The sequence below is a fragment of the Metabacillus dongyingensis genome (genome assembly GCF_019933155.2).
Classification (GTDB): Bacteria; Bacillota; Bacilli; order Bacillales; family Bacillaceae; genus Bacillus_P; species Bacillus_P dongyingensis.
The window spans coordinates 73,929-90,449 of the sequence record NZ_OK052578.1 but is presented as its reverse complement, the minus strand read 5'-3'; the positions used below and the strand labels follow the sequence as shown (position 1 = coordinate 90,449).

The window sequence follows — 16,521 nt, the reverse complement described above, 5'->3', positions numbered from 1 at the left end:
TTATAATTGTACCGGTATAATTTATCAATAACCAAATAAAATATTTATAAGGTATTAATTTAATTGGATAATCTTTGATTTTATTTATGCTATAATGCTCCTAAGGATTGAAATAAGCGAACGAATGAGGATTGTATATGTTAAAGTACCAGCAAATAGCAACGGAAATTGAAAAGGATATTGAAGAGAATGCGCTTCAACAAGGCGATAAACTGCCCGTATTAGAAGCATTAATGACTAGATTTGAAGTGAGTAAGAGTACGATTACCAAATCTTTAGATCTCTTAGAGAAAAAAGGGATTGTGTTTCAAGTCAGAGGTAGTGGAATTTTTGTTAGAAGGCATAAGAGAAAAGGATATATTAGTCTTCTTTCTAATCAGGGGTTTAAAAAAAGCCTTGAAGATTTTCAAATAACTTCAGAAGTGATTGAATTAGACGTACGAAAACCAACAAAAGAAGCGGCTCTTAATTTAAATATGGAACTCGATGACGATGTCTATTATGTAAAGAGAGTTCGTTATATATACGGGCTAACGTTATGCTTAGAGGAATCGTATTTTAATAAATCGATTATTACTTATTTGAATAACGAAATTGTCTCAGAATCGATTTTTAATTATCTTACGGAAGGATTAGGGTTAAAGATCGGTTTTGCAGATACATTTCTTCATGTCAATAAGTTGACTGATGAAGAAGCGAAGTATTTAGAATTGAAAAAAGGAGATCCTAAACTATACGTTGAATCTGTGTTTCACTTAACCAATGGTCAACCATTCGACTTTTCCAAAGTAACGTATAACTATGAACAATCCCAGTTCTTTATCCAAACGAGTAGTCACTTTTTATAAGAATATAAAAGGAAAGGGCTATTTCCGCATTTCCCTGACGCGCTCCTTACTAAAAAAAGACTGTAAGTATTTTTACACTACTTACAGTCTTTTTCTCATTGTTTTGATAAAGATTTCTCTAATTTTATTGGATCAGGAGGGTAATGATCTTTGCCTTTAGTTTTCATAGTAGTAACTTCTCATTAAGGTATATAAGGAAGAATCATCTTGTTTTTTGTAGACAGTCTACAGCTTTTTTGGTAATTAAGGAGCGGTAAAGAAAAGAACATTTATGATGGCTATGACGATTACACTAATGACAACAAAGTATGTATCTTTAAACTTTATGAATAGCAGATTCTAATCCCCCTTTTTATAAGACATATAAGCTATCTATTTGTAGGTCTGGTTTCTAAAATTGTTACAAACCTATTCGTCTATTTACAAAACAAATCAAAGTGAAAACTACATAAATAAGGAAAGTAGAAGCTAAAATGGATATTACTGATCGTAGTAACTTACCCATTTAGCTTCTTTTCTTCAATAACAATTTTATTTGTTACTCCATTTTTTAGTCTATTGGAAATATAGATAGGTGTTTATATAATTCAAAAGCAGGGCAACCCGCTGCCCCTTTTGCTACAGGGCCCTCACGTAGCGAAGAAGATGGGCTCCTTACTTTTTTAGCTTATAGAAATCAAAAAGGAAGAAGCACTTTTGTAAGCTTCAATCTTTTTTTGGTTTTAGAGTGGTGGCTTATGGATTGTTCCTTCCTGAAACAATTCTTTTAGCATGTGACGGGCATAACCTTTAGCCTGTCCAAATGTTACTTTTGCAGGTAACGGTGCTTCACTTGCATCTACGATAACATCAACAATACAAGGTTTTTTTGCAGATATCGCTTTATTCAATACAGGTAGTAGTTCCTCTGGATGTTCGACATGATAACCTATCCCTCCGCAAATATCAGCATATCTTGCAAAATCTGGGTTATGTAAATCGGTACCAAATTCAGCATTTCCCATTACTTCCTGTTCGAATTTAATCATTGCAATTTTATGATTATTAAGAACGATTACTACTAGTGGAAGATCATATTTTACAGCGGTGACAAAGTCATTCATCATCATTTGGAAGCCGCCATCCCCACAAATTGCAAATACCTGTTTATCCGGATAAGCGACCTTTCCGGCAATTGCTCCAGGTAAGCCGCATCCTAATGTTGCTAGCCAGCTTGAGATGACAAACTTTTGATTTGTCATGTTGAAATGGCGAGCCATCCATACAGTAACATTCCCTACATCGACTGAAAGAATGGCATCATCTTCTGCAACTTTCTGCAGGGCATTAATGACACGCTGGGGTTTAATTGGTATTGAATCGTCTTGTTCCTGCTCATGTAATTTTTGCCGCCACTCATTTAAATTTGCCTGACATTTATTAAGAAATGAACCATCATTATGATTTTCAACCAAGGTAATGAGATTTTGTAAAGTTTGATAAGAATCACCTGCAAGTCCAACATCAACGGCATAACGTTTTCCGATCTGAGATGGGTCATTGTCTAACTGTATGGTTTTTGCATTTTTAGGTAGATATCCTGTAAATGGGAAAGATGTGCCAATCATAATTAACGTATCAGCCTCTTCCATTGCCAAAGTTGCTGGTTTGGTTCCAATTAACCCAAGTCCTCCTAAACAAAAAGGATGTTCATCTGGAATAACTCCTTTACCGGGTAGACTAAGAATAATTGGCGCTTTCATTTTTTCAGCAAATGTAAGGAGAGATTGACTTGCACCTCTAGCTCCTTTTCCTGCTAAAATAACAGGTCGTTTTGCTTCATTTAAGATTTCAATTGCTTTCTTTACATCTTTTTCTTGAGGAAGTATATTGGACTGAACATAAAAAGAGCTTGTTAGCCTAGCATGTCGCTCTACTTCAAACCTTGGTATATCATCAGGAATGATAAGAACGGAGACGCCTTTTTTATCATAAGCTGTTCTTATTGCCTGATTTAATACAGCTGGGAGTTGTTCAGCTGACATAACCATTTGACTGTATACGGCAACATCTTTAAAAAGGTTGGCGAGATCGACTTCCTGAAAGAAATCCGTTCCCATTAAATCTGTTTCTACTTGTCCTACAATGGCTAATACTGGAGCTTTATCTAATTTTGCATCATAAAGTCCATTTAATAAATGGATTGCACCAGGTCCAGCAATCCCCATACACACACCCAGCTTACCAGTTAATTTTGCATAGGCCGCTGCTGCTAAAGCACCAGCTTCTTCATGCCTAACCTGTATAAAATTAATTTGGTCTTTTACCTTTCTTATGGACTCAATTAAAGTATTTATTGAATCCCCTGGCATTCCATATATATGATCTACTCCCCACTCTATCAAAAGGTCCATCATATAGTCACCTGCAGATGCTCTAAACATAATATACCTCCTAGCTTTTTTGACTAGTTGGTATTATTACCAATATGTTATAAAATCATTTATTTATGAAACATTAGGGTTATTGACTATAAATTATTCTAAAAATACCCCAAACGAATCCGCATAAAATTTTACTACTAAATACCAGAAATAAAATTAAACTTTTTTATATTTACACATTTAATTCAAACGAAGAGCTGGAATTTTTCGGGAGTTAGGCTTTGTTCCTACCGGAAAGGATCGGATACCTGTGGCTGGGACAATAGTTGGCTTGCGCTGTTTTACAATTCGGATTCAAAAGGGAAAATTACAATTTAAAAAGCAGCCCTGTGGCTGCTTTTTATTACTTATTCTTTTGTCTATCATTCTATGGGTCTTCTGATTTTCGGCTTGGCGGCTTGCCGTATCTGGTGGCCATAAAATGTAAAAGAAGCACTTCCCTTGCTACAGAAAAGCGCCCGATTGTTAAAGATTAAAAGCTGATGAATTCTGCTCAAACTTATTGAACGTTACCATTTCGATTTAACAGGGTAAGAGAAAAATGATTTAAAGATTAAATGACTGTTTATAATACTTTTCCACTTTTCTATTTGAAACATAACTATGCAAAATCATGCCAAGAATGACGAAAACGATACCGAACCAAGATAATGGAGAAGGAAGTGGTATCGACAGAAATAGTAGTTCCCCAGCTAATGCAAAAAGCACTTCCATTGATTGAGTCGCTTCAACAGCAGCTAACTTTTGCATATTTCCTCTTACCATATCTGTTGCCATGAAAAATAAGACAGTCGCAATGACTCCTGAAAAAAGTGCCACCAATAACGATTGAAGACTTTGCCCTCCACTGGGTAACCCGACGGTAAACAAGCCATACAAGGAAAGTAAAAACCAGAATGGAAGACTTGCTAGTGTCATTCCCAACACCCGTTGATAAGCATCTAAACGCCCTTCACATACATCCATCATTTTACGATTCCCTAAAGGATAGGCAAATGATGCAACTAGAATAGGGACAACTCCCAATAATAGATTTTCTACAGAAAGTTGCTTTGCATGTTCCATTTGCATGAGAACAATACCAAACAGAATGATCAATGACATGATAAGACCTCTAAAGGGAATTTTCCCTCTTATCTGTAATGGACCATTCTTTGTGTCTATCGTTTCAAAAAATAACGGTGCTAGTAATGCACCTGAAATAATCGTAATTTGCCATGTACCAGCGATCAGCCAGCCAGGTGAATAAGCAGAGGCAAAACATAATGGAGCATAGAATAACCCGAAACCAACAAAGCTCCATAACATCCATTTTCCTGGTTGTTTTCTCATTTCGTTTAAGAGTGGTCGCAGATTTTTTCTCATGATGACAATACACAAAAGAAATGGGACCATAAAGATAAATCGGAGCGAAGCACTCCAAATCCAACTACCACCAGACAACTCCATAGATGCATTAAGAACAAATGTAAAAGCAAAAAAGAAGGCTGCACAAATACCGATTAAAATTGATTTCAACTGAACTCACCTCGGCTCTCATTTTGTTGTGCTAACAGCTTGCCAAGACTTAGCCAGTTTTCTTCTACAAGACGAACAACTCTTTCATATTCTTGATTTTTACAAGCTGATATAATTTGATTGTGTTGTTCTACCGAATTTAACCCTTTTAGTGTAGTAAATTGTGAAATCTCTAATCGCTGAATTTTAGGTAAGCTACGTTCCAATGCAATTGTAATTTCAGGGTTCCCAGCCACGTCTAGGAAAACCTTATGAAAAGTTCCATCTGCTTCAATTGCTTTAATAGCTTCACCTTTTTCAATGGCAATCTTCAAAGTCTTATTGCTAAATTCTAATTTTTCAATATCCATTTCCTTCAATAAAGGACTTGCAAGGCGAGCAGCTAGAGCATGTAAAGCTGCTACAACAGTAAAAGCATGTTTCGCCTCCTCTAACTTTAATGGCGCTACGCGAGTAGATGACCCTGGAAGTGACTCAACAAGTCCTTCGTCTTCAAGTCTTTTAAGTGCTTCCCTAACAGGGGTACGACTAATTCCAAACTTCTCTGCTAATTCTTTGTCACTTAAGCGTTCTTCTGGTTGTAATTCCAAGTTGATAATCGACTTTTTTAAAGTTTGATACACTTCATCTCTAAATGACAAACGTTTAATTGGTTTTATGGTATCTTTTTTCATAAAACCAATATATCGCATATTGGTTTTTGTTTCAATAATTATTGATTTCTTTTTCAGATTAATGGAGAAGCATCTTGCAATTAATAGTACACTGCCTAACGTGTATTTACGGTTACTTTTAATTCTTTATAACACGCTCCGTGCGAATAATCATGGGCCTTCTTTTATCGTTCTTGATGTTCTCTAAATACTGAACCAAATACGGTTCTGTTATTCTTACAGGGACATAGCCTAATCGCTGTCTAATGATATTTTCAACAACAAACATCTTTTTAGATAGATATATATAATTACTACCTGTTTCTTTTTCTATTTCTTTGAATTGATTTGTATCTTCCTGTTCTCCTGCGCGCTGGAACGTTTTCATATGGTGATACATATCACTTCTTTCTTTCCTGATAAACTTTAATAAATACAGAAGCTCATATGTTGAAAAGTCCATTAATTCCTGAGTGTTCTTATCAATATAATGATCGGCTACAAATTCACGCGTTCTTACTTCCAGCCTTTCATTGTTCTCCATTGCCTTATTTGAATTCACTCTCATGTCACAGAACCCGCAGAAGTACTGAAATTCATTCATTTTTCTAATGTCACTTCCGCAGTATGGACATGTTTTCTTTGTCATACATGCTCTCCTCCTTAAGGGATTTGGGATTTGGATTAAGCTTCGGCAGCAAGATTCTAGTAACAGGCTCGATGCCTGTTTAATTCTTGAAAAAACAGTTGTTTTTTCTTCCTTTCGTATTGCTTTATTAAGTTCTCGATCTAAAAACTCTCATACTATATAAACAAAGGGGCAATGCCCCTTTGTCTTTCTTAAAGGTAACCTTTTTCTTTCAAGCTAATATGATTTCCTTTGTGGGTGACGATAATGTGGTCAAGGAGCTGAATGCCTAACGTCTTCCCTGCTTCAGCAATTCTCTTTGTAACTTCAATATCTTCTATGCTTGGTGTTGGGTCTCCTGAGGGATGCTGGTGACTTACGATAATAGAGGCAGCATTGTTTAAAATAGCTGATTTCATCACTTCTCTTGGATGAACAACACTTGCATTTAAACTTCCCACATGTGCCCGGTGCAGCCCGATAACCTCATTTTTTGTATTAAGCATCATGACGAGAAATACCTCTCTGTCCTCATCTGCAATATAGGATGCCGCAAGCTTTTCTGCATCCATTGGGGATGTTATCTTGTATGCGGCAAAAGCTTCTTTTGCTTCTCTGATTTCCTGTCTGATTCTCACTACTTCAAAGATAGATTCTAAATTCATTTTTCATTCTCCTTTGTAATATGATTTTGGATTTTACTTTTTTATAGTTTTGAGTGTTTTTGAGTTTGTTTCCTATCCCTCCTTTTCTTTTAAATCATGGGTTGTCCATTTTGAAGCCGAAGCGCTGATGTTCCCCAAAGGGGGATGATTTTTCCCCTTTTGCAAGGAGAACGAAAAATACGCATAGGCAATTGGTCAAGGGCGGTTTGAGCACAAAAGTTTTTTTTGCTGCAGGCGCGTCTTTAAAAAAGTTTTGTGCCCCTTGACCTGTTGACTCGCCGTCTTCTTCTCCATCAGGAGAGGTTCGGGTTCCTACCGGATGGAGATGTAGCCGGCTTGCGCTGTTTTACGATTCGGATTCAAAAGGGAAAAGCACAATAAAAAAGCAGCCATTCATGGCTGCTTACCTTGTTGCCTATTATTCTTTTATCACTTCACCTTCTGACTTTCAGACTTTCGGCTCGTTCGGTGTGGCGGCTGGCTGCAAATGGGACAGGAACCTACGGAATGTGGGCGAAAGCCGTACAGACCGTGGTTATCGGGCCATTTAATACCGAAGCGACACGTACAGAATGACAGAAAGATGATTTCGATTTCCCTTTCTGATCAGTCTGTCGTGCTGCCGCCAAAAAAGCTTTTAAAAGAGAAATAAGTCTATGTGCTCCGCGAGAAAAAAGTTAATATTATACTTATTAGTTTTAAACAAACGTTTAATTAAAGCCCCTTCATCAAAGAACTACCTCAACTACTTATATAAGAAGAACAATCAGACAGGAAGAAGACATTTAAGGGAATGAATTGATAGATATTTGGACTATTCGATGAAAGGAGCGTTAATCCTTCTTAAGTTAACGCCACCTATAATTGAACATAGATTAATTATATTCAATGATATTTAGCCATTGACCATCGTGACCTATGGTTATATGGGAATCCTATTCATTTCGAATATTTTATAAATATCACTGTTTTTCTTGTTTATCGTTTGTAAATGCTCAGATACATCTGCTTCGGAAAAAACGATGTAATCCATAGTTGTAGACCGCAAATAAAATTCATATAAAAATTCTTTTTGACTGTACTTTACACTCCAATACCTTCTTTTGTCTTAACAAATCTTTGGTTACGCAAACAGCTCATTATCTTGCGAATCCGTGCCGCGTTTGTACAAACATTTGTAGCGATTGACTCACTGCTAGCCATATAATCTGGTAAATAAGCTAAATAGACTAAACTATGCACTTGCTAGGGAATAGTAAGTTTATCGTTTTATTCCGATATTCTTTTCTTCTTAGCCTACATATGTTAATTGTTTGTTGTAGCGATACACTTTGTCGATTGTCCCTCCACCAAGGCATTCTTCTCCTTGATAGAAGACGACTGCTTGTCCAGGCGTTACGGCGCGAATTGGTTCGTGGAAAGTAACTTTCACTTTGGAGTCCTCCAACAATTCTACCGTCACTTTATTGTCCTTTTGGCGATAGCGGAATTTTGCAGTACATTCAAATGTATTAAGTGTCAAATCCTTTGAGACCCAGCTTATATTATCGGCAATGATGCTGTCTGAATAAAGCATTTCATGATGGAATCCTTGCCCAACATATAATACATTCCTTTCAATATCCTTTCCAATTACAAACCAAGGATCGCCGTTTCCCCCTACCCCCAATCCATGCCTCTGCCCGATTGTATAGTACATTAATCCATCATGATGTCCGACAACTTTGCCGTCGAATGTTTCCATATTCCCCTTTTGAGCAGGCAAATAACCACTTAAGAACTCTTTGAAATTTCGTTCACCAATAAAGCAAATGCCTGTGCTGTCCTTTTTGGATGCTGTAGCCAAATTAGCTTTGGCAGCTAATTCCCTTACTTTTGGTTTTTCCATATCGCCTATCGGGAATAATACCTTACTTAACTAGGGTTGGCTTTCGGAAATATAAGCGACCTATCTATACCAGATGTTTCACAAACATAGGATGCCTCCATAATAGCTGATGGATCTGCTGATAAAACGACACTTTTTAATTTGGAAAAAATAAACCTGTTCGTAATACAATAAATAACCTTCTTTCTTTCCCCTAAAAAACCGCCTTCTCCATATAAAAATGTGATGCTGATATTTAAATAATTGATAATACTATCTCCGACTTCATCCGGTTTTTCTGAAATGATCATGACTGATTTCCCACAATTTAATCCATCTAAAACATAATTAATCATTTTCGTCACTATATAAAAAACCGCCAGAGATAGCATGGCTTGTTCCAATGAATAGATAAACGCTGCAATCGTAAATATGAAAGCATTCACTACTAATAAAAATGAGGCAATCGGAAATCGATAGTGTTGGTTAAACCAAATCGCCAGCATTTCAGTGCCATCTATTGCACCGCCAAACTTTACAACGATACCAATCCCAACTCCTAAGATTACTCCACCGTATAAAACAATTAATACTTCAGATTGAGTAATAGGAGGAATCGATTTTAATAGTACTAAACCAACGGTAGTAATGATATTTGCATATAGAGTTCTAATGACAAAGGTTTTACCCACTTCTTTAGCTGTAAAAATTAAGATAGGTATATTTAAGCCCAAAAATACTACATAAATTGGGATTCCCCATAAAGCATTGGCCATAATCGATAACGCTGTTACACCACCATCTACTAGCCCGTTTGGTGCTAACATCGTTTCTAATCCAATAGCAACGATTGACGCCCCCAAAGTTAAAAAAACATACTCTACAAACTTTTTCATCATCTCACCTTTAAATATGTCTTATTATTGATTCCTTGCTATAAAAAAGTCAGCTAAAATCCTTTACAACACAGGAATATTATTTACCTTTTTCCAGATTGTACTCCTTTATTTCCTTTATGCACTGGATCATTGCAAATAAAAAGACCACAAGTCTTAACTTATTAAAAGTCTACTTGTGGCGGTTACAGCAGGCTACACCTAATATGCAGACGACTCAATATTTAGCAGAAATCTTAAAAGAGCTTTATCATTCATCTGACTTAATCACTGATGAAGAAGCTGGAAAACTCGTCAACTGGATAATTGAATCGAAAAAGGTTTTTGTCGCCGGTGCAAGAAGATCAGGATTCATTGCCATGCGGATGATGCAGGAATTGATTCTAATGTAATCGGTGAAACGGTAACTCCCAACTTTGAAAAAAACGGTAACTCCCAACTTTGAAAAAGAGGATATCTTAATCATCGGATCCGGAGAAACAAAAAGCTTAGTCTCCATGGCTGAAAAAGCAAAAAGTATTGGTGCTGCTTTGAATTAAAGTTTGTTCGAAAATACCTTACAGGCAAGTATTCTACAAAAAAAATAAGAATCCATTTTGAGAAAAGATTAATCAGACACATTGATTTTCTTATGTATTTTCAACAATCCGTATTACAGAGTTTTAATACGAAACTTAACAACATACCAAATATTCTTTGCCATTTCCATTCTTCCCAAATGTATTTCTTGTTTAGGGAGTGATAATCGTAAGTTGGTAATACCTCCTTAATTAAAAACCGACCTTTTCTCGTACGAAGGTCGGTTTATCTACATGATTAATTTTTGGAATTATCTATTTTAGTTTGATTGAGAGTTTGCATTTACAATTTGTGTAAGTGCCTCTTTGATTGGAGTAACTGGGCGACCAAGAACTTTTTCAAAATCATTGCTTTCAATTTCAAGTGAACCATTTCGAATGCTTTCTTGAATTCCTACTACAATCGGAATGACAAATTCAGGTAAACCTAAGCCTTTCATTATTTCGGCATATTCTTCGTCACCAACTTGTTGTACAGGTATTTCTTTGCCTAATACAGCACCAATAGCCTTCACTAATTCTTCTTGAGTTAAAAGAGGGCCAGAAAGTTCATAAACTGTATTTTCGTTCCCTTCACCTAAAAGAACTGCTGCCGCTGCATCTGCATAATCTTGTTGTAGTGCCCAGCCAACTTTACCAGCTCCAGCAGAAGTTACCCATGGAGCTCCTGCCATAGCACCTTGAATGCTACCAATTTCGTTTTCCAAATACCAATTATTACGCAAGAAAGAATATGGGATACCCGTCTTCATGATGGCTGCTTCTGTCGCAACATGAGGAGGAGCCATTAAATTTTTGCTTTCTGTTGCATTTGCGATACTAGTGTATGCAATAAATTTTATCCCTGCACGTTTAGCTGCTTGCACTGCATTTGTATGTTGACGAATTCTTGTATCATTATCACCATCTGCAGAAATAATTAATAAACGATCAATCCCTTTAAAAGCATCATCTAATGTTTCTGGATGGTCAAAATCACCTTTTCGAACCTCTACTCCACGAGCTCGAAGTCCTTCTGCTTTCTCAGGATCTCGAACACTCACCGCCAGCTCACTCGCAGGTATGGATGTTAATAATGACTCCACAACCTTAGATCCTAATTTTCCAGTTGCTCCTGTAACTAATATTTTCATTTATATTCCTCCAGTTTGGTTTCACTTGTAACAAATTTGATTACATGTATTTATTTTAGTTACATGTAATCGTTTTGTCAACAGGTGAGATCCCATCTATTATTTTGTTCGAAATTTGGTATAATAAACTTGTAATCAAATTAATTACACTTATAAATTAGTAAACAGATTTGTTCACAAGGTGGTGACTGAACATGTCCATCAGCAGCAGATTCGCTGTCGGCATTCATATATTAGCTTTAATTGAATTAAATAAAGAAGGGATAACGTCTTCTGAATTTTTAGCATCCAGTGTGAACACAAACTCAGCAGTGATCAGAAAACTCATGGGAATGTTAAAAAATGCTGGTTTAATAGAGGTAAAACCAGGTGTTGCAGGGGCTAAACTCTCAAAAGAATTATATGATATTACACTGTTTGACGTTTATAAAGCAGTGAATGTAGTACAAGAAAAAGAACTATTTAGCATCCATGAAAACCCAAATCCAAAATGTCCTGTAGGTAGGAACATCCAGAATACAATCGAACCATTGTTCACATCAGCTCAGTTAGCTATGGAGAAGATGTTGAGGAGCGTAACACTAGAGGATGTTGTGAAGGATATTGCTACGAATGAGAATAACTAGTAAAAAGGCATTCCAAAAATGGGATGTCTTTTTTAGCCGAGAGTTTGACCTAGATTTGAGCAAGAATACCTGAAATATTCCCCACATCCACCTAGCCAAGTATCCATGTATCACTCTTTGATATATGTTAAACTTCAACTAAAACTTATTTTAGTACAATATAAAGCCCCACAAATAGCAGTGAAAAAACCGCCAGAAATTAATCCCTGGCGGTCTTCGATGTAAAAACTTAATTTGTTTTTACAGGCGATTTTTCAAGATTCACCCACTGACCTTTTTCAGCTGATTCAAGAATCGCATCACTAATAACTGCAATTCGATACCCATCGTCAAAGTTAGGAGAAACGGTTGTATCATCCACTATTGATTTAATAAAGTCATGCGCTTCAATAATCTTTGTTTCACCGTAACCAATCCCTAACGCAGGAATTGGCCATAAGCCCTCACCGTATGGATGAGCTGGTCCAGTGTAAACGGTTCTGAAGCCTTTTGCATCTCCTGGATCGTCTGAGAAGCATACTTGAAGCTCATCACGACGCTCATAGTTAAAATAGATTGAGCCCTTATCCCCGTGAATTTCAAATGTTAGGAAGTTATTGCGTCCCCATGCATTACGAGTTGCTTCTATGCTTCCAACTGCACCATTTTCAAATTTGACTAATGTTGTGATTTCATCATCTACGTCTACTTTACCTTTAGGAACATCTCCTGCACTTTTTACAGTTCCTAATTTGTCTGCGCCTCCTGATTGAACTGGTCTTTCTGGGATCCACGTTTTTGATACGGCATTGACATCTGTGATTTCTCCAACTAAGTAGCGGGCAAAATCAATAACATGTGTACCAATGTCACCTAATGCACCTGATCCGGCAATTTCCTTTTGGAAGCGCCATGATAATGGTGAGTTAGGATCTGCAGACCAATCTTGAAGATAAGTTCCACGGAAGTTTAAAATATTTCCGATTCTACCTTCTTCAATATATTTTTTCGCAAGTGCAACAGCTGGTGTTCTTCTGTAGTTAAAAGCAACCATATGCTTTACACCTGCCGCTTCTACTGCATCTAACATTGTTTTTGTTTCGGCAGCATCTCTAGCTAAGGGTTTTTCACAGATTACATGTTTACCAGCTTTTGCTGCAGCAATGGCAATTTCAGCATGTGAATTATTTGGTGTCACTATATCAATAATGTCGATCTCTGGATTTTCTACTACCTCTCTCCAGTTAGATGAAAAGTTATCAAAACCTAATTTTGCTGCTGCTTCTTTTGCAATTTCATCTGTCACGTCAACAAGTGTGTGACGATGTGGGACAGCAGGTGCCGGCCAAAAAAACATTGGCATTCCTGCGTAAGCAAGAGCATGTGCCTTTCCCATAAATCCTCCACCAATCATTCCTACGTTTAATTTTTTCATATTTATTCCCTCCAATTATTTTGTCTTCTATTATTTTATTTTGCAGCTTCTTGGATCGTATCTGGAGCTTCTTTTGAATAAACAAGTTTCCAAGAATCTAATACATTATCCGGTGTTACCTTTAATGCTGGAACTGCTACATATGCAGGTGCTTCTTTTCCAAGCAAACCATATCCAGCTAAGATCGCTTCTGAGATTCCTTGATCATATGGAAGCTGTGCGCCTAAGCCTTTAATCATTCGATCTGATGCAATATCAATGGCAACTGTTGTTCCTAAGTCAATTGTTGTGATTACTAGGTCATTTCTTCCAGCTGTACGTGCTGCAGCTAATGCCCCTTCAGCAGGAACATCCCAAACGACAAACATACCATCAAGATTTGGGTTCTTTGTTAACATACCTGATGCGACTTTTTCTCCATCATTAGGTGCCACAATTCCCCCACGTTCTACGATTTTAATGTCTGGATATTTTTCTGTTATTGTTTTTTCAAATGCTTCAACACGTTGCTTTGTTACAAAGTAATCTGCATCATGATAAATAACCCCAATGTTACCCTTGCCACCTAATTCTTCTGCCATTATTTCGGCTGCTTGTACCCCATTACCATAGTTATCAGCAGATACAACGCTTACATAACCCTTACCAGCTTCTAAATTATTTGGCTTATTATCCATAAATACGACTTTTACTCCTGCATCAGCCGCTTTCTTAAATGCCGATGCTGTAGACACAGGGTCAACAGGGATCCCAACAATGACATCTGGATCTTTAGCTAATACTGTTTCAATATCTGATACTTGTTTTTCTGCTTTGAATTGCGCGTCTGTTACTGCTACTACCTCAATTCCCATTCTGGCAAATGTGGCTTTCAACCCTTCAATTTGTGCTGTAGCCCAGTCATTTCCAGCATAGTGCATGACAATGGCTGCCTTATAATTACCTTCTTTAATCTTTTGAACTTCCTCTTCTGTTAGCTCTAGTGTTTTTGCCGACACAGCCGACTCTCCATCAGGCCCTTTACTTAAGATTTCTTGATCAGGAATTTCCTGGTTAATGACGATAGGACCAGATGCTTCTGTTGCGACTTCTTCTGTTGAACCTTGATCTTGATCACTTGTTTCAGAGGTAGTAGAACTTCCTTGGCTGCATCCTGCGAGACCTAGCATTGTTGCTAACAAAACCATAGTTATAATAGAAAGTAACTTTTTCATATTTGAGCCCCCTAGATTTGGACAACCCTTATATTGATTTAATAGATTCAAATTTTGTAAGGTAATTACGGCTAATTTCTGCTCCAGCTTTTGGATCATAGTAACTATCAAGCTCAACTGTTAGCCAACCATCATATTGAGCTTCTTCTAACACTCTTACCATTTCATCAAATTCTTGGTTTCCTTCACCTAATGGTAAAAACTCTCCATTTTGAAAATCCTTAAAATGAACATATTGAATACGATCAATATATTTTTTAATGACGCCTACCGGATCCCCCCCGCCTGCTTCAATGTGTGCAGTGTCAGGACATAAGTTAATGACAGTTAATGGCATTAATTTATCTAATTGTTCAGGTGACTGAACACAAGTACCTAAGTGTGGATGGTAGCTTGCAATAAGGCCATATTTTTCAGCAATATGACTGACCTTATTTAATGCTTCACCTAAATCTCTGTAATCGCTCTCTAAAATACCTTTAGCTCTAACGGCTCCTCCACCAACAACTAGGTGTTCTGCTCCTAGAGTAGATGCTAGAGCAGCAACTTCCTCAATTTTCACTAATTCATCTTCTAAAATGTCCGGAAAGATAAAGTTCCCACCAGTATAAACTCCGATAAAGTCTAACGAATGTTTTTCAATCAGTCTTTTAAACTCTTCTTCTTTCCCTTTATATTGCATCATATTTCCATCAAACAGTTCAAAGCCTTCATAACCAGCAGCTTTAATATCTTCTAATGCTTCTTCTGTCGAACCATGTGCAAGATAATAGGAATCTTTTACTGAAGTAACACCAGCAGGGTGACCAACAACGCCTCCCCAAGTATTCGTTTGGTAGCCTAATTTCATCATTTCCCCTCACCTTTCTTATTATTTTTATTGATTCATCATTGCATTACTACAGAATCGACGCCTCGAACAACTCTGCCTGCAACGGTTCACATAAAAACTTGTCAACCTTGCTTACAAATCCTTTAAAATGGGACGTTTCTTCATGTATCTGAATAGCAGTTTGATCCTTCCACTTTTCTACAAAAACAAACGTATTTGGCTGCTCTGGATTTTCATAGTACTGATAAGTAATATTTCCTTCTTCAGCTTTAGAATGTTTCGTTACTTGTCCAGCTATTTCAAGGAACTCATTACGTTGTTCTGGGTCAACCTTGAAATAAGCATGAATAATTATCATTGGTAAACCTCCCTTTGTCAGACTAAAATCAATTAAATTTACTGTTAACTTGAAAATTAAAAGTTTTCATTTATTGAAAATTTTTAACAATTTTTTTCATGTGCTGGATTGATTGTCTAGTAAAGTCGTCAAAAATATTGCTTTCTCCGGTGAATTCAGATGCTAAGTATGGATTTGAAACAGCTGGTAAAAATTCCATCGTTATATATCCTTGATAATTTCTGTCTTTCAGGAATGAAATAACGGGTTTAAAATCTGTATGCCCAAGACCAGCAGCTTCACGTGTGTTATCAGCTATATGGACATGTGCTAGATAATCAGAAATTTTCGTTAAAGATGCTTTCATGTCGCGTTCCTCTATGCTCATGTGAAACAAATCAACCATTATTCCAACGCATTCTATATTAACTTCCTCAACAAATCTTAAAGCTAATGAAAGGTTGTTCACTAAATATGTTTCATAACGATTTAATGCTTCAATAGCAATTGTGATTCCTTGTTCATCTGCATATTGTCCCGCCTCTTTAACACTTAAAATAGCATTATTCCATTCTTCCTCAAGAGTCGTTTCTGAAGAAAGCTTACCAACACAGGTTGGGACAACAATCAATGTTTGGGCATTTAAGGCTTTCGCTAAATCGACCGATTTTTTTACATATTCAACAGCATTTTTCCGAATAGCCTCGTTCGATGAGGATAGATCTCTTTCCGGAGTAAAAATGCCACAAATCGAACTGCACTCCAAGTTATACTCATGTAAAAGTTTTTTTGTTTGCTCGATATCAATTGAATCCGGTTCACCAGCTAATTCAACTCCCTGGTAACCAAATTTTTTCAATCTTTTCAAACTGATTTCTAAGTCTTCATT

Annotated in this window: 14 protein-coding genes and 3 pseudogenes; 3 read left to right on the top strand and 14 right to left on the bottom strand. The window is 36.8% G+C overall.

Annotated features, from left to right (window positions below):
- Positions 1 to 137: 137 nt before the first annotated feature.
- Positions 138 to 848 (top strand): GntR family transcriptional regulator, encoded by a 711-nt coding sequence (locus K8L98_RS25240; RefSeq protein ID WP_243551496.1) that lies wholly within the window; start codon positions 138 to 140, stop codon positions 846 to 848.
- A gap of 722 nt (positions 849 to 1,570) precedes the next feature.
- Here the strand turns inward: K8L98_RS25240 and K8L98_RS25235 are convergent.
- From K8L98_RS25235 to K8L98_RS25200, 8 genes and pseudogenes are all read right to left on the bottom strand, one after another.
- A complete protein-coding gene (locus tag K8L98_RS25235; protein WP_243551494.1) occupies positions 1,571 to 3,271 on the bottom strand; it encodes a pyruvate oxidase in 1,701 nt (566 codons plus the stop codon).
- A 546-nt stretch (positions 3,272 to 3,817) separates the two neighbouring features.
- Complete coding sequence (locus K8L98_RS25230) at positions 3,818 to 4,789, bottom strand: DMT family transporter (RefSeq protein ID WP_243551492.1); 972 nt, start codon at positions 4,787 to 4,789, stop codon at positions 3,818 to 3,820.
- Positions 4,786 to 5,463: a GntR family transcriptional regulator gene (locus K8L98_RS25225; protein WP_243551490.1), complete on the bottom strand. Its 678-nt coding sequence runs from the start codon at positions 5,461 to 5,463 to the stop codon at positions 4,786 to 4,788. Before K8L98_RS25225 ends, K8L98_RS25230 begins: the two co-directional genes overlap by 4 nt.
- A gap of 118 nt (positions 5,464 to 5,581) precedes the next feature.
- Positions 5,582 to 6,091: a hypothetical protein gene (locus tag K8L98_RS25220; protein ID WP_243551488.1), complete on the bottom strand. Its 510-nt coding sequence runs from the start codon at positions 6,089 to 6,091 to the stop codon at positions 5,582 to 5,584.
- 191 nt (positions 6,092 to 6,282) lie between these two features.
- The gene (locus K8L98_RS25215; protein WP_191567400.1) at positions 6,283 to 6,735 is read right to left on the bottom strand and encodes a JAB domain-containing protein; all 453 of its coding nucleotides are present in this window, start codon (positions 6,733 to 6,735) and stop codon (positions 6,283 to 6,285) included.
- A 1,089-nt stretch (positions 6,736 to 7,824) separates the two neighbouring features.
- Positions 7,825 to 7,977, bottom strand: a pseudogene (locus K8L98_RS25210) (transcriptional regulator); the annotation flags it as partial.
- 49 nt (positions 7,978 to 8,026) lie between these two features.
- Positions 8,027 to 8,653: pseudogene (gene mnmA / locus K8L98_RS25205) on the bottom strand (tRNA 2-thiouridine(34) synthase MnmA); the annotation flags it as partial.
- Positions 8,650 to 9,498 (bottom strand): YitT family protein, encoded by an 849-nt coding sequence (locus K8L98_RS25200; RefSeq protein WP_243551486.1) that lies wholly within the window; start codon positions 9,496 to 9,498, stop codon positions 8,650 to 8,652. The pseudogene mnmA and the gene K8L98_RS25200, both read right to left, overlap by 4 nt.
- 206 nt (positions 9,499 to 9,704) lie before the next feature.
- Between K8L98_RS25200 and K8L98_RS25195 the strand changes: the two are divergent.
- A pseudogene (locus tag K8L98_RS25195) lies at positions 9,705 to 10,031 on the top strand (phosphoheptose isomerase family protein); the annotation flags it as partial.
- Positions 10,032 to 10,336: 305 nt separating this feature from the next.
- Here the strand turns inward: K8L98_RS25195 and K8L98_RS25190 are convergent.
- Complete coding sequence (locus K8L98_RS25190; RefSeq protein ID WP_243551485.1) at positions 10,337 to 11,209, bottom strand: SDR family oxidoreductase; 873 nt, start codon at positions 11,207 to 11,209, stop codon at positions 10,337 to 10,339.
- Between the two features lie 194 nt (positions 11,210 to 11,403).
- Here K8L98_RS25190 and K8L98_RS25185 point away from each other — a divergent pair, with 194 nt between their 5' ends.
- Positions 11,404 to 11,835: an Rrf2 family transcriptional regulator gene (locus K8L98_RS25185; protein ID WP_070875615.1), complete on the top strand. Its 432-nt coding sequence runs from the start codon at positions 11,404 to 11,406 to the stop codon at positions 11,833 to 11,835.
- A 229-nt stretch (positions 11,836 to 12,064) separates the two neighbouring features.
- Here the strand turns inward: K8L98_RS25185 and K8L98_RS25180 are convergent, their stop codons facing one another.
- The 5 genes from K8L98_RS25180 to K8L98_RS25160 form a co-directional block, all read right to left on the bottom strand.
- A complete protein-coding gene (locus tag K8L98_RS25180; RefSeq protein WP_243551482.1) occupies positions 12,065 to 13,249 on the bottom strand; it encodes a levoglucosan dehydrogenase in 1,185 nt (394 codons plus the stop codon).
- 35 nt (positions 13,250 to 13,284) lie between these two features.
- Positions 13,285 to 14,463, bottom strand: a complete 1,179-nt coding sequence (locus tag K8L98_RS25175; RefSeq protein WP_243551481.1) for a substrate-binding domain-containing protein — start codon at positions 14,461 to 14,463, stop codon at positions 13,285 to 13,287.
- 28 nt (positions 14,464 to 14,491) lie between these two features.
- Positions 14,492 to 15,313: a sugar phosphate isomerase/epimerase family protein gene (locus tag K8L98_RS25170; protein WP_243551669.1), complete on the bottom strand. Its 822-nt coding sequence runs from the start codon at positions 15,311 to 15,313 to the stop codon at positions 14,492 to 14,494.
- Between the two features lie 49 nt (positions 15,314 to 15,362).
- Positions 15,363 to 15,653: a putative quinol monooxygenase gene (locus tag K8L98_RS25165; protein ID WP_066323692.1), complete on the bottom strand. Its 291-nt coding sequence runs from the start codon at positions 15,651 to 15,653 to the stop codon at positions 15,363 to 15,365.
- Between the two features lie 70 nt (positions 15,654 to 15,723).
- Positions 15,724 to 16,491 (bottom strand): sugar phosphate isomerase/epimerase family protein, encoded by a 768-nt coding sequence (locus tag K8L98_RS25160; protein WP_243551479.1) that lies wholly within the window; start codon positions 16,489 to 16,491, stop codon positions 15,724 to 15,726.
- Between the last annotated feature and the right edge of the window lie 30 nt (positions 16,492 to 16,521).

What these genes read in the sequence shown, in the direction of transcription:
- K8L98_RS25190 (WP_243551485.1), bottom strand. Translation starts at nt 11,209, where the DNA reads ATGAAAATATTAGTTACAGGAGCAACTGGAAAATTAGGATCTAAGGTT.
- K8L98_RS25235 (WP_243551494.1), bottom strand. Translation starts at nt 3,271, where the DNA reads ATGTTTAGAGCATCTGCAGGTGACTATATGATGGACCTTTTGATAGAG.
- K8L98_RS25175 (WP_243551481.1), bottom strand. Translation starts at nt 14,463, where the DNA reads ATGAAAAAGTTACTTTCTATTATAACTATGGTTTTGTTAGCAACAATG.
- K8L98_RS25240 (WP_243551496.1), top strand. Translation starts at nt 138, where the DNA reads ATGTTAAAGTACCAGCAAATAGCAACGGAAATTGAAAAGGATATTGAA.
- K8L98_RS25215 (WP_191567400.1), bottom strand. Translation starts at nt 6,735, where the DNA reads ATGAATTTAGAATCTATCTTTGAAGTAGTGAGAATCAGACAGGAAATC.
- K8L98_RS25200 (WP_243551486.1), bottom strand. Translation starts at nt 9,498, where the DNA reads ATGAAAAAGTTTGTAGAGTATGTTTTTTTAACTTTGGGGGCGTCAATC.
- K8L98_RS25170 (WP_243551669.1), bottom strand. Translation starts at nt 15,313, where the DNA reads ATGAAATTAGGCTACCAAACGAATACTTGGGGAGGCGTTGTTGGTCAC.
- K8L98_RS25180 (WP_243551482.1), bottom strand. Translation starts at nt 13,249, where the DNA reads ATGAAAAAATTAAACGTAGGAATGATTGGTGGAGGATTTATGGGAAAG.
- K8L98_RS25165 (WP_066323692.1), bottom strand. Translation starts at nt 15,653, where the DNA reads ATGATAATTATTCATGCTTATTTCAAGGTTGACCCAGAACAACGTAAT.
- K8L98_RS25185 (WP_070875615.1), top strand. Translation starts at nt 11,404, where the DNA reads ATGTCCATCAGCAGCAGATTCGCTGTCGGCATTCATATATTAGCTTTA.
- K8L98_RS25220 (WP_243551488.1), bottom strand. Translation starts at nt 6,091, where the DNA reads ATGACAAAGAAAACATGTCCATACTGCGGAAGTGACATTAGAAAAATG.
- K8L98_RS25225 (WP_243551490.1), bottom strand. Translation starts at nt 5,463, where the DNA reads ATGAAAAAAGATACCATAAAACCAATTAAACGTTTGTCATTTAGAGAT.